This window comes from Bacillus cereus group sp. MYBK5-2, assembly GCF_051915685.1.
In the GTDB taxonomy this organism is placed as follows: Bacteria; Bacillota; Bacilli; order Bacillales; family Bacillaceae_G; genus Bacillus_A; species Bacillus_A cereus.
This window is the reverse complement of sequence record NZ_JBQAFE010000002.1, coordinates 196868-211104: the sequence shown is the minus strand read 5'-3', so window position 1 is coordinate 211104 and position 14237 is coordinate 196868. Positions and strand designations below refer to the sequence as shown.

Here is a 14237-nt window from a genome sequence, read left to right as displayed (position 1 = left end):
CATAAAATAAACCACAAAATCTTTCGATTTCATGGTTTATCAAATATAAAGATAATGCTAAACGAATACTCTAACATTACCTTCCCCAAAGTTAATTATAGAGTATTTTCAAAAAAAAGACACTCTTGTAGTGTCTTTTTTATAGTATTTTAAAAAGAATTCCACCTACTAACACCTTTTTGTTGCGCCTATTCGTTTATTTCAATATGATACTTTTCCATCTCGTATATGCAATAGACAATGATAGCTAAACTCCAACTGACACTATAATAATTATGTGTGTAGAAGTCATAGCCCGCTTTAATACCTTTCTCTATTACAACTAATGTAAATCCTAAAGCCACCCATCTGTTAATTTTCATCTTTATAAACGTTAAAGAGATAATTATTAAAAATAAAATATTTGTAAGATGATTTATCATTAGCTCATATTTTTGAATGTATACTGCCATTATACAAGCAACGATATTAGTCGCAATGCCAAAGGCAATCACCGCTCCCCAAACCCTGTCCGAAAGTCCCACTCCTGAGTCAGTCCCTTCCTAAACAAATATCCCTTTCTTTAATTCGTTCCTACACCCTATTCAAGATATGCTAAATTATCCTTGTCTGATGAATATCTATTTATCTTTTCATATAGAGCAAACAAAATTTCTACTCATAATTTTTTCTTTATTAGACAAACTATGTCTAAGCCGTTTGAACTAGCGGCTTCACTCTTCTGGTAATGGGATAGCACAATTTATTGAATTGACTAACTCATTCAACCCACTGGCACCGGCAGGCAACAAAATAGTTGTCTGCCATTTTCATGTATACTTTTTCTAATTTCATTTCAAACCAAGTGTGTGCTGTACTGATTTCAAAAGGACAGAATTTCATTTTTTAAAATGTAAAAAAGATAAGGTCCTGTCTACTTTTGGTATAGGACTTTTTCTTTTCACACATACTATTTTTGAACCTGTTTACCAATACGTGTCCTAATGGTGTCTTGAATTCCTCCTAAAAAGGGCTGCAGATACGACTGCATGCCCTTTTATTTACGTTGCTTCTCTATATTGAATAAAATAATTAAAAACTAAAAATGTAATATTACATATTTTTTCTGTTCAGATTATGTTAGGATTTACTTCGTAGTCGAATTATAGTTTCGTATCTAATTCAGCAATATGTGAACTGTTTACTTAAAGAAAAGACACCCAAAAGGTGTCTTTTCTTCTTTTAATCTAAAAAACATTTTTTCTTTTCAGTAAGATCCAATTATCCCTCTAACCTAAACCTCATAATTAAAGGCAATTTAATCATGGTACTCAAGAGTTTTCATCCATTTCAAATACCTATAGCTTAATTTAAAATCACATTTCCAGCACTATATTTGCTTTCCTACAGATTTTCTGTCTTGTTCTTAATTCTGTCAAAATCCTCATGTAGCTATACAAAGAATATATGCTACTATGATATTAAGAAACTATGCGTTCCCTTAACCCTGTATCCGGCCCTGTATTTATTACAGGGTCTTTGTTTATTTTATTTACTTTTATTAACTTATAAGGGTTAATACACAACCAATTTCAATTAAAATCGTTTAAATGTTAGTTAGAATTTGAAATAATATATCTATTAACTTTTTTAACAAATGTAATCTAATATTAAATTTCTAAATCTATACTGTACTATACACCAGTTAACACTATATAAATAGTATTAACTATCTTAATTGAATATTAGTAATAGTAAGTATAAATATTATCAATTTACTACATCTTACATTTATGTAAAAATAAATACATGTTAAGCTTTTTCAAAATCTTTCCCCTAATAAAGATTTGAAGTAGCATTTCATGATTCTCCTTACTGTTAATATGCCTTGAAAAAGAACCCTATAGGGTTCTTTTTCTTCTCATTATAACCTCAGTAAGTCCATGCAAAAAGGACTGCTAATTATTAGAACATTGCTTCATTTTCAAAGAAACAAAAAAAGGAATCCTTTACGGATTCCTTTTTGCAATGCACTCTTTTTCAAATGGTACATTTTGTACCTACTTTTAGTATAACTTATAATCCCTATAAGATAAATAAGATTAAATTGAATTTACTTCATTTATTTTCATAAAAGTATATAAATCTATAAATTAATACTACTAGGTTCACTTCCAAAAGGTTTGTATTTTTTCAATAAAAAGAATACATTATACTTCTTTATAATTTTACACTTTAGGTTTATCTGTTAATGCAGTAACAATCCTGTCCACTAAGTCTTCTGGCATCCATTCATGATTTATATCATTCGTTTCATTTGGCCCTAAAGAATCAATAAACTTTTTAAACTTTGGAAATAAAACAATAGAAGTGATCCAATGTATCGTATGATTTATGGAGAAGAAATGAAAAACTCCTTGCTTTTCACCCTCCTGTAATATTTCTTTTAACTGTTCAAAATTACCTATGAAATACGGTTTAATCTTTTCTAATCGTGCACTTTCCTTAATAATCTCCTCATATGCCAATGATCCAATTTCAGGGTTCTCTTTTATATGTGTAGTAAAAACCGTTAAATAGTCTCTAAGGGCATTGATAGGATTAAATTGATTCTTCTCAAGAAAATTGGGTAGCTCATTAGCAAGACCATATTTCTTAAACACCTCATAATATAGGTTTTCTTTCCCGTTAAAATAGTAAGAGGCCATAGCAACATTCACTTTCGCTTCTTTTGCAATTTCTTGTATGCTCGTACCTTCGTAGCCACGCTCTCCAAATTTTTTCTTAGCAGCCTTTAAAATATTTTCCATCGTCTGCTCTCGAGATTTCCCCATTTCACACACCTCAAATAGTATATATTTCACTTCAAAAGCCCAATAAGGACTTTGAATAGAGTATCTTTTTAATGAAATTTAATTATATATTTAAAGTGGTAACTTAACAACCGATGAAGTTCTGATTACTTTAAACAATATCCCCTTGCGTAATATCAATAGCTTTCAAATACTTTACGCTCTTTTCTAATCGAGTGAAAGTCTGGACAAAAAACATCTAATATTATCTTAACTTCGTGTGCAAACAAAAAAATAATAAGGACCAAAGTTTATCTATTTTATAGATAAACTTTGGTCCTTTCATTACATTATACAGATTTAAAATAAACTCGTATATTGATGAGATAATTATCCATCAATCGGCCATCATTTACTGACTAGATCTGTTTAATCTCGATATAAGGTCCTTTAATGTTTAATTTGTTAATATCATTAGAGATATTGCCTACAGTTGATTTTTCATTAAAAGTATAGACCTTTTCACCATTTACAAAGATACCCCAATCTTTATCTTCGTAACTGATACCATAACCAGCATTGCTAGATGTAGCTTTAAGTTGATTTCCATTCATTGAAAGAGATAATTTCCCTTTTCCTTTGTTAAGTTTATCATTCACGCTGTTGATACTATTCATTTGTTCTTCAAGGGCTTTTTGGTTATCAAGAGTAACTTGATGGTTTTTCCAGTCTAATTTATAGTGGTTCGTAAAGAATTCATTATATGTATCTTTATTATTTGTTCCCCACCATTTTGAACTTACCCATTCGATATTGTACTGATCTGAAATTCTACGATTTGTTATTTTTAAATCTGATGTAGTTTCTGTTTTATCAGCAGTAATAACCGCTACTACGTTTGGAGAAAAACCATATCCTGTTAAAGCTGGTACTGTATCTTTTGAAACAAAATTATTCGTTCCTTCATTATAACTACGTGATTTCATAAATAGTTGATTACCATAGAAAGTATTGAATGAATCACGATTATAAATTCCCCACTCTGGGAAGTTAAATGATTGGAATCCTACTTTCCAATTTAATTTTTTATCTGTGTGAGTCTCTAATACCGTTTTATAATCTACTTGATCATAAGATACACTTTCTTTCCAAGCAAAGCTACCTGTGATACTTGCATCGGCATTTGGCCCTTTATCATTTACTCCTACTTTAACACTTCCACCAAGTGTATACCCTACCTCCGAAGTGACCTTTGCTGAAGTCATTGTATTAACTGGGGCAGCTTTATGGAATTGAGCACTATCACCACTTGTTATTTCTGCTTCAGTATGATAGGCTGATGGCCATTTTAAACCTGCGTTATAGTATCCGCTATTAATTGTATATTTAGCATCTATATTACTACCATCAGTGGTAACAATTGCAATCTTTTTATCTGCGTAAGGATCCTCAATAAAAGAAACCTTTATTGAATTTTTGATATTTTGCTTCATGTCATAAGTAGTTTTAAAACTATTATAGACCTTCCCACCATTTTGAAGATTTTCTACAGTTCCTTTAGAATCTGCAAATGCAGATGTTGCTTGTAAACCAAATGATCCAGACATAATAACGGACGCTACCGCAACGCATTTAGCTATTTCTTTTGCTTTTTTCATACAGACAGCCACTCCTTCTTAAACATTTAAAAGATATAAATATATTATTTCTAGTTCACAAAAATAGAGATATATTCATAGCCATACAATATAGAAATTCATTAACTTTTATGACACTAACTAAAAACACATATTTCACTAATCTTCCTCTCACTATTATTGATAACTATTATCAACATTATTAAAACATAAAATAACGATTTAAACAACAATTTTAAATACAAATTTAAAATTGTTGTTTAAAAAATTTTAAAAAAATTATAGAATTCTTCATTTCGAGAATTACTATATTTTCAATTACTTATTACAGCCTATATTCAGATACATTATTTCCTTTCCATTCATAATAATCTAAAATTCCTTCATAAATGGCTTCTGCTGCAATTTGTCTGCCATTTTCCGTAGATAATTTACTGTAATCAATACCATTATCTATAAATGCCAGTTCCGTCAACACAGCTGGCATGTCATTTTCCCTTATAACATGAAGGTCTCCATGTTTAACTCCTCTGTCTCGTGTTTGAAGTGCCTCTACTAAACGTGTTTGAATTTTTTCCGCTAAAACACGACTTTCTTCCACATGAGGATTTGTTTTTTCAGATTTAGAAGATTTATAGTAATATGTTTCTGTCCCTTTTGCATTACCATTAAAAGCATTTGCATGTACGCTTATAAAGATATCACCCCGATTTTTCTTAGCAAATTTAACACGTTCCTGTAAAGAACTTTTTTGATCATGTCCTGGTCTATTATCAGATTGACGAGTTAATAAAACTGTAAATGGTGTATGCTTTTCAAGTAATTGTTGTAGACGTAAAGAAGTGTCTAGTACAATCTTACTTTCAGGTAATCCCTTTGTGGATTTCCCAGGATCTTCGCCACCATGTCCAGGATCAATAATAATTGTTTTGCTTTCTAATGGGTTTTTTTGACGATGTTGCATCATATCTGTTTTTGCAGTAAGTTGAGCAGCTTCAGCACGTGTTATAAATCTATTTGGTTGCCAACCGTTCTCAGTACCATTGGAAATTTTCAAACCGATTAAAATATTGGCATATTTTTCTCCCCAATGCCCTTTTAAATCTTCAAATTTAACCTGCTCATTATGATTTGGTGTGCTTTGTAGTTTATATGCATTTACTAGCATCGTAGCCATAGCAGCGCGAGTTACTTTTCCGGATGGATTGAAGATTCCATTACCCTCACCTTTAACAATACCAGCTTTTTCAGCAGCAGCAATATACGGAGTCGCCCAGTGGTTTTGTGAATCTGTAAATGATGGTTTTGCATTAGAGTCAATTTGTAGACCTAAAACTTTTGTCATAATTTTTGTAGCCGAAGCTCTGTCTAATGAGTCATTTGAACCGAAAGTTCCGTCTGGATAGCCATTCAATACCTGTTTATCAACTAAATAATTAACGGATTTGTCCGCCCATGCAGGAACATCTGGGAACTTATGAGTATTTGCAAATGTATTAGATGAGTAGGATAATAGACTTCCAGCAAGAATTCCTGTAGCAATTAATTTGTATTTCAAAATGTAACACCTCTATCAAGTTATTACAATTTGGTAAATATATCATTTATAATTAATCTTTAAATAATACGACCTTGAATAAAGAATAGATTAAATTGTTCGTATTACTATATAGCAGATAACGAATTTAAAATAGAACTATTACTCCAAAATAATCCTCGGACACACACTTATAGATAGAGATTATTAAATATACTCACCAACATCGTGTAACCAGTATAGTTACTTATACATACGAGTGTCAATTAAAATAACCTTACACTTTTGTAAGATAACCACCTTAATAGTAAACCAAGTAATTATTAAATAATATAAACAGTTACTTGATATAATAAAATAGCAGTCTTAAATTTTGAGCAAAGACTAATTATTTTGATAGGAGAATAACTTATAACAACCACATTTTTAACAATGCTTTTGAATCCCACTTTACTCTATAATTCTCTGTTATATCCCAACGTGAATGCTCCTATAATATAGTCAATTGCTGCAATGAATACTACAACTTATAATATTGTATTCCCCCAAAAAACATCTCTAGAAGTCACCGAAAGTGGCCTTTATTAATACACCCACACAATCCATCTTTTCACTCCCTTAGGACATCCTCAAATTTTACAAGGAACGAAAAAAGAAGAGGGATACCTTCCCTCCTCACCAATGAAATTAAAAAACACCTTAATTTATATCCCCTACCTTTTACAATCTCACTTCTATTGCTAGCCAGTTTAATTCTTCAATTCTATTTTCATAGATTCATATATTCTTCTAAGGTCTGCTTTTGTTTATATAGTTCTTAACAGAAAGAATGTATATCCTTCTATTTGTTTGACATCATTAAGATGCTCACAAATAGAAATAAATTCTATTCCTATATATAGATAAACAATCTAAAAATTTATATAATAAGATTAGAAGTGTAGCATATTATTATTGAAGGGTCTTGGTATAATGCTAGGCATTAATGTAAAAAAAACAAATGAAGAATTAATTATTTCATGGCAATTGGCGGAGATTACAATTCCATTACGTGATGTGATTGAGGTTACCGAAGATGCTACCTATGCTGGTGTTGAAGAAGTAGATGTAATACGTATTGGAACATCTTATGGGACAACAGACCGTATTTTAATTAAAACAGTAAAACAAAATTATGTATTGTTTACTACAAATAAAGTTGCTATTTTAAATGCCATTCACGCTTAAATATAGGAGTCTTCTTGGCTAAAATGATAAAAATAAGCACATCTTGTTATAAAAACAGATGTGCTTATTTTTTAATTTCTATGCATTTTTACGTTTTAAGAAAATCACTCCACCAACAATTAACAGTAATGCTCCTGCAGCCATAGAGATCCAACTTGTAAGATTAGTACCTGTTTGCGGTAACCATCCAATTTTAGATTGAATTTCTTTCTTAAGTTGTGGTTGTTCTTTTACTTGCTCGTTAGGTTGCTCTGGTGTTGTCGTATTTTTACCTGAATTTGGCTGTTCTGGTTTTGGTTGTTCCGATTTTCCCTCTTTAAATTTCACTGTTTGTCCCTTATCTTCAATTTCAGCGTGAATAGCTACTAATATATTATCTTGATACAGTTCTTCAAATACTACTACTTCTTTACCTTGTAATGCAGAAGCATTGAAAGTGAAGTCTAATGTGATAGAACCATTCTTCTCTTTAGCAGTAAACTTAGATTCTACTGTTACTTCTTTACCATCAACTAATAATGGCTTGTTTGTTGCTTTATCCACTAGTTTACCTTTTACTACGTACTCTTTACCCACGATTAAGTCTTTGTATTCCACTTTATCTTGGATTGTTACAGATTTAGAAGCATCTAACTCTTTAGAACCATCAGCTTTGTTTGTTGCTGTCGTTTTAATAAAAGGTTCTACAAATCGAACTGTTTGACCTACATCGTTAATGTCAGCATGAGTTGCAATTACTTGCCCTTCATGTAATAAGTCTTCGAACACAACTACTTCTCTTCCTTGCTGTTCAGCACCAACAAAAGTAAAGTCTAATGTTACAAAACCGTTCTTTTCTTTTGCAGTAAATTTAGTCTCAGCTGTTACTTCTTTACCATCAATTAGTAATGGTTTGTTAATAGCTTTGTTCATTAATTTTCCTTTTACAGTGTACTCTTTACCAACAACTAAGTTAGTGTACTCCACTTTATCCTGGATTGTGATAGAATCCTTTGAATGAATCTCTTTTCCACCATCAGCTTTGTTTGTTGCTGTCGTTTTTACTGATGGCTTAACGAACTTAACTGTTTGACCTTTATCATTGATATCAGCATGTGTCGTAACAACTTTTCCGTCTTTCAATAACTCTTCGAATACTACTACTTCTTTTTCTTCTAAACCAGTTGCATCAAAAGTGAAATCTAGTGTAATAGAACCATTTGCTTCTTTTGGTGTAAACTTCGTTTCAGCAGTTACTTCTTTACCATTTACAACTAATGGTTTATTAGTCTCTTTATTCATTAATTTACCTTTTAAAGTATACTCTTTGCCTACTTGTAGGTCTTTGTATTCCACTTTATCTTGGATTGTTACAGACTTAGACGTGTGCATTTCTTTTGTACCATCTGTTTTATCAGTAGCTTTTGTTTCTATTGAAGGAATCTTTTCATCTTTGACAATGTGTTTAATGATTTGACCATTCTCTTTAATTTCAAAAGAGAACGTTTCTTCATTTAATACATAACCTTTTGGCGCAACAGTTTCTTTATATGTGTATTTTCCAAATGGTAATTTTTCAAATTTAGCGATTCCTTTATCGTCTGTTTTTCCTTTTACTACTTCTTTTCCTGCTTCGTTATAAATCGTAAATTCTGCATTTGGAAGCTTGTTATTTCCATCAGCTACATCTACCTTTGTAATTTCTAGATCACCTTTGATAAGATGATTAACTGCCAATAACTCAATAATCTTCCCATGTTCCTTTATTTCGAACATAATTTGTTCTTTAACAAGAACGTAACCATGTGGAGAAGCCTTTTCTACAAATGAATATTTACCATACGCTAAATCTTTGACGTTAATCTCGCCATTTTTATCTGTCTTATATTCCCCAACTACTTTTCCACTTTCATCTTTCAATTCAAATACTGCACCTTCTAATTTTTTGCTAATATCTTCATTATCTACTTTTAGTAATTTTACACTACCTTTCACTTCGGTATTTTCCACTGTAAAAGTAAGTGTTTTATTGTGCTCTTTAATTTCAAAAGGATACTTTGTTTTATTTCCAATATATCCATTAGGTGTTTTTGTCTCTAAGAAATAATACTTACCATACGTAAGACCTTCAACGTTTGCAATTCCATTTTCTTTTGTTACTACTTTTTGCACTTCTTTTCCATCTTCAGTAAAGACTGTGAATTCAACATTTGGTAAAACCTTTCCTGAATCACTGAGCTTTTTAATTTCGATGTTACCTTTTACTTTGTTATTTACTATTTGGACAGCTCCTGTTTCTCCTGTCTTAACTTCAATAGTTTGTGTTTTATCATCTGAAACATAGCCTGTTGGTGCTTTAATTTCTTTTAATGTGTAAGTACCAATTGGTAAGTTGTTTAATTCTGCCATACCATCAGCACCAGTCGTGATTTTTCCAACTGATTCATTATTTGCATTAAAGACCTCAAATACTGCACCAGCTAAAACTTCTCCATTTTCTCCAACCTTTTTAATTTTTAAAGAACCAGCTGCTTCCCAATTTACTGCAAGATCACTACTAAGCTTTTCTTCATTTCTTTCTAATAGTACTGTAGCGTTCTGAACAGTATCCGTACCACGGTAAGCAATTGCTTGAACTTTAGTTAAATTAGCAGCTACACTTAAATTAAATTCACCCGTTTTTGTATTCTTAGGAATTTGGATACGAAATTTTTCTCCAACTGAAAGCTGATCTTTCACTTCTCCATTTTCACTAACAATTCTAACTCCATTAGGTGCATTTTTCGCTACTACCTTATAAGAACCACTCTTAGCATTTGTTTGTACTGAATATAGATTTGTTTCGAAGAATTCACCCTTTAATTCTGCTTTTTGCTTTTCAGCAGGAATCACATTCATAAAAACATCTTGAGTCTCTTCACTATTATTAGCATTACTAATAATAGCCTTAGCTGCTTTTTCAACATTTTTATTCTCATGTTTTAATTCATTTACATCGAGTTGACCTAATGCATTCCAAACCGCAAGTTGCGTTGCATAATGCGCTTCATTTTTATTAGCTACTCCCAGCTGTTCAGCACTTTTTTGCGGGAAACCATTTAATAAGACTCTATATACTACATTATCTGTTTTCCCCATTTCAGGAAGATCTTCACCATTTGGTGATTTTAATCCAAGGGTTAAGCAATAAGCAATTTGACCACTTGAATTTTTAATCATTTCAGTGCGAATGTACTTACCTAGACTATTACTATAACTCCAGTCCATTGAATATTTCTCATGCGTCATAACCTCTGCACTAGCCCTAGGTAAAAATACATTAAGGAATAATGCCAGTACTGATAATAATGTAAAAACTCTTATAATGACTCTCTTACCCAATTTTGTAACCTCCCTAGAATAAATTAATCCGAGTGTATATCGCAATATCTAAAACATTCACGATCGACCCATTTATCATTATAAAACAATAAATTACAAATATTAAATAATTTTAATAAAATAGTCAAAAAATTTACACATTTTATTATTTATCAAGTTTTTTAACGAATTTACTATATACAAATTCTAAAACACGCCTACAATTTAAAAGACAAATATGTATGTTAAATATATAAATAGCAATTCCTTTACTCCAGTTATTAAGCTTTCCCCTATTAAAAATATCCTCTTCATTTTCTTGTTAACCTGAGTAACTTATACACCTCTTCTAATCTATTACACTCCTCCATTTAAATATAAAGGTGACTTCTCGTTCAAAGAATAAAGTGAAACTTTAATCCTCCCGATTCCCCTCTAACTTCTTTGCTTTCATTGAATTTTTGGGCGGGAGTCTTACTGCCCCAAAATAGCGGGATACATTATGCAATATTGCATTTGATAATCACTTTCAGTGTAACTATAATGATTACAGGATTACTATTAATCCAATATTCTACATGGAGGTTTTATTATGTTTAAAAAAATTATTGTATCTTCTATGGCGCTTACTATGTTCGGTGGAGCTGCAACTATGCTAGAGGCACCTACTGCTCAAGCAGCTTCTTATAACTCAACGTCATCCTCTTACTTTGATGTCACTCCTGAAGAGGCCGTGGCTTTCTATCAATCTCAAGACTATAAAAAATTAAAAGTATTTTTGGATGACTTTGAAGCAAGAAACCCTTATACTCCAGGTGGAGGCTACGCTCAAGGGAGTGTACGTATGCAAAAATTCAACGATGCTCTTAGAGATGCAAAATTAACAAATGTCTATCAAGAATTTATTAGAATCTCATACTACAATCATTATCCAGAACCAAAATAATAACAACGGATTAAATGTTTATTATTTCTATAACTTAGCCTAATTTTAAATGTATAACCTAAAAATAATTACTAAAACCACTCATATAAGGGTGGTTTTTCTATTTCCCCATATAATTTAGCGGAATGTTACATCATCTTTATTTTAATATGTTTTATAGTAGACATTCTCTAGTTGACACAATCTAGTAGGTTAGCAATGGGAATTTCAAAATATATTTATAATTATTTTCTGTTTAATAGCAAAAAACGAACACCCTCTCACAATTAGATAAGGTGCTCGTTTTCATTTTTATCGGTAATTCTCAATTCACTTTAGCTTCTTTCCAATAAGTAAAGATTAAATTAACTTAAAAACAAAGCGTTTTAAATTTAATTCATAGATCTTACTGAAACTTGGAATTGCCCCTTAGAACCATCATCATTTGAAACGTAAATTTTATATGTTCCATTCGGCAATGGAGATAAAGCATTCCGTACATTTGTAACATTAATTTGTTGTTCTCCAGGTTTTATATAACCACCAACAATTAGCTCTGTATTTGGACCTTTTACACTATATCCCATTGTATTTTGACCATTATTTTTCATAGAAAAGCTTAAGTCAGTACTCCCATCATATACGAAAGAAGTTACAGCCTCGCCACTATAATCCATTGTTTGGGTTAATAATAAGTCTGCAGAAACATGTTCAACTACATGAATTGGATCATTCGTTTTGTGTACTTCTTCAGCATAAGTATTATTCCCTAACACACCAAGTGTTAATGCTGAAACTACTCCACAACTAAGCACTAGTTTATTTAACTTCATTTTAAGTTCCCCCTTGATGTTTGTATTCTATTACCATCATACATCCTTTTTTAAGTGCGTTTTTATGTAATAATTCATATCTATAAACCTATATATTTTAACTTTACGCCTTAATAGTTATTGAGAAAGCCACATAGATAAAGCTACAATATTACACTTCATAAAAAACTTATAAATTTTAAAATCTTTTTCTAACAAAGTTTTATACGAGGAAGTACCAAAATACTCAAATAAATAGCATTTCTATTTCAGATAAAATGTACTAATAAAATTTTTCTAAAATTTCACTTTGTAATTTGATATATTCCATGTTAATATAACGAAGGCTACAAAACAGGAGTCACCACACATATCATTTTCACAGAATATTCATACTTAAAGAACCTTATTTTATCAGTAACTCAATCCCAATTTTACCTATACAAAAGTTAGTTTATAATTTCATATGCACATGAATTTAAATAGATTTTTTATCTATTATTTTTTCTATTTTCCTTATCGATTTTAATACGAGTAATATAACAGCACTTTTCAAGTACCCTTCCTTTTTAGATAAAAAGTCTACTAATACTAAACATCTTTGTCCAACTCATACATAATTCTACTTACAAACTATCGGAGATGCAAAACTATGGGAATTTCTACTCTTTTATTAAATACCTTTATTATAATAATTTGTATCCTTAGCTATCACGTACTCTGGCTAGAGTTTAAAGAAAAAATAACATGTAATAATATGTTATTTTCTATCCTTTCCTCCATTGCTATTATTTTTTGTATGACTTTTCCTTTTCATTTACATGTGGGATTTATTTATGATTTACGTTTTATTCCTATTATATTAGTTTTTCTATATGGAAATACAAAAAACATTGTTTTTATAGGAATTTTATATCTTTCTTACCGGTTTTACTTAGGCGGAAATGGCGTTCTTCCATCATTTATTATCTTCACTATTATTTTGGGTATAACAATGCTCTTTCGTTACTTATTACCTATGTATTTTAAAGAAAAAAAGATATTATTAAGCTTACTTCTTATTTTAGTATGTACAGCTTCACTTTCTATTTGCGGTATTGTAACTCAAATAAATACAGGAGGTAAAATAGACTCTACTCTCATAGAATTTTTATTAAATTATATAGTCATTAATATTTTCACAGTATTATTATCAGTTTATTTTATAGAGGAAATGATTGAGAAATATAAAATGAAAGAAAAACTGCAACGGGCTGAAAAATTTTATATAGCTAGCGAACTAGCAGCGTCAATTGCACACGAAATCCACAACCCACTAACCACGGTACATGGATTCACTCAATTATTAAATGAAAAACATGCCTCTAAGCTATCTCAGGAGCAATACTTAGAAATCATGTTAATTGAAATGCAGCAAATACAATCTACTATTAATAACTATTTATCTTTAACCAAACCACAGAACACCCTAAAAGAGAAAATAGATATTAATCACATTTTAAATCAGGTGAAAGATACTATTTCACCACTCGCTCTGTCATACAAAGTTGAAATCAAACAAAATAGTACAGATTCCTTTTATATAAATGGGGACCCCGAAAAATTCAAACTCTGTCTAAACAACATCATCCAAAACGGAATTGAGGCTATGAAAAATGGTGGATTATTACAAATAAATATACAAAAAGTAAAAGAAAATATCATAATTGATATTATTGATTCAGGAATTGGGATGTCATCTCAACAAATAAAACGAATTGCTTTGCCATTCTATTCAACAACAGAAAAAGGAACTGGGCTTGGTACTATGATTGCTTATAGTATTATTAGAGAATTAAACGGAGATATAGAGATAGAGAGTGAATTAGGTAAAGGGACACGTTTTTCTATTAGTATCCCTTGCTAACGTGATAACAATTTTCTGTTTAGTTAATTACATAAAAGGATCAGATCTTATCTATTGTTACAGATATACTCTGATCCTTTAGT

Annotated in this window: 9 protein-coding genes; 3 read left to right on the top strand and 6 right to left on the bottom strand. The window is 30.7% G+C overall.

Annotated features, from left to right (window positions below):
* Positions 1-188 precede the first annotated feature (188 nt).
* From ACTFP3_RS09330 to ACTFP3_RS09315, 4 genes are all read right to left on the bottom strand, one after another.
* Positions 189-524 (bottom strand): hypothetical protein, encoded by a 336-nt coding sequence (locus ACTFP3_RS09330; RefSeq protein WP_000524431.1) that lies wholly within the window; start codon positions 522-524, stop codon positions 189-191.
* Between the two features lie 1683 nt (positions 525-2207).
* A complete protein-coding gene (hlyIIR, locus tag ACTFP3_RS09325) occupies positions 2208-2813 on the bottom strand; it encodes a hemolysin II regulator HlyIIR (RefSeq protein WP_440010164.1) in 606 nt (201 codons plus the stop codon).
* A 377-nt stretch (positions 2814-3190) separates the two neighbouring features.
* On the bottom strand, positions 3191-4429 hold the full coding sequence (gene hlyII / locus ACTFP3_RS09320) for a hemolysin II HlyII (RefSeq protein WP_016123131.1): 1239 nt from the start codon (positions 4427-4429) through the stop codon (positions 3191-3193).
* Positions 4430-4733: 304 nt separating this feature from the next.
* Positions 4734-5966, bottom strand: a complete 1233-nt coding sequence (locus ACTFP3_RS09315; protein ID WP_000875660.1) for an N-acetylmuramoyl-L-alanine amidase — start codon at positions 5964-5966, stop codon at positions 4734-4736.
* Positions 5967-6917: 951 nt separating this feature from the next.
* Between ACTFP3_RS09315 and ACTFP3_RS09310 the strand changes: the two genes are divergently transcribed.
* Positions 6918-7172, top strand: a complete 255-nt coding sequence (locus ACTFP3_RS09310; protein ID WP_000900696.1) for a SunI/YnzG family protein — start codon at positions 6918-6920, stop codon at positions 7170-7172.
* Positions 7173-7250: 78 nt separating this feature from the next.
* On the opposite strand, the gene ACTFP3_RS09305 is transcribed toward ACTFP3_RS09310, so the two are convergent.
* Positions 7251-10532 (bottom strand): VaFE repeat-containing surface-anchored protein, encoded by a 3282-nt coding sequence (locus ACTFP3_RS09305; RefSeq protein ID WP_326036407.1) that lies wholly within the window; start codon positions 10530-10532, stop codon positions 7251-7253.
* A 571-nt stretch (positions 10533-11103) separates the two neighbouring features.
* Here ACTFP3_RS09305 and ACTFP3_RS09300 point away from each other — a divergent pair.
* Positions 11104-11457 carry a hypothetical protein gene (locus tag ACTFP3_RS09300; RefSeq protein WP_000473483.1) on the top strand — a complete coding sequence of 118 codons (354 nt, stop codon included), beginning with the start codon at positions 11104-11106 and terminating at the stop codon, positions 11455-11457.
* Between the two features lie 371 nt (positions 11458-11828).
* On the opposite strand, the gene ACTFP3_RS09295 is transcribed toward ACTFP3_RS09300, so the two are convergent.
* Complete coding sequence (locus ACTFP3_RS09295) at positions 11829-12269, bottom strand: hypothetical protein (RefSeq protein WP_000773522.1); 441 nt, start codon at positions 12267-12269, stop codon at positions 11829-11831.
* A gap of 631 nt (positions 12270-12900) precedes the next feature.
* Here ACTFP3_RS09295 and ACTFP3_RS09290 point away from each other — a divergent pair.
* Complete coding sequence (locus ACTFP3_RS09290) at positions 12901-14154, top strand: sensor histidine kinase (protein WP_000513034.1); 1254 nt, start codon at positions 12901-12903, stop codon at positions 14152-14154.
* Positions 14155-14237: the final 83 nt, after the last annotated feature.

Excerpts from the sequence above, each read along its gene's own strand:
- ACTFP3_RS09295 (WP_000773522.1), bottom strand. The coding sequence starts at position 12,269 with ATGAAGTTAAATAAACTAGTGCTTAGTTGTGGAGTAGTTTCAGCATTA.
- hlyIIR (WP_440010164.1), bottom strand. The coding sequence starts at position 2,813 with ATGGGGAAATCTCGAGAGCAGACGATGGAAAATATTTTAAAGGCTGCT.
- ACTFP3_RS09300 (WP_000473483.1), top strand. The coding sequence starts at position 11,104 with ATGTTTAAAAAAATTATTGTATCTTCTATGGCGCTTACTATGTTCGGT.
- hlyII (WP_016123131.1), bottom strand. The coding sequence starts at position 4,429 with ATGAAAAAAGCAAAAGAAATAGCTAAATGCGTTGCGGTAGCGTCCGTT.
- ACTFP3_RS09290 (WP_000513034.1), top strand. The coding sequence starts at position 12,901 with ATGGGAATTTCTACTCTTTTATTAAATACCTTTATTATAATAATTTGT.
- ACTFP3_RS09310 (WP_000900696.1), top strand. The coding sequence starts at position 6,918 with ATGCTAGGCATTAATGTAAAAAAAACAAATGAAGAATTAATTATTTCA.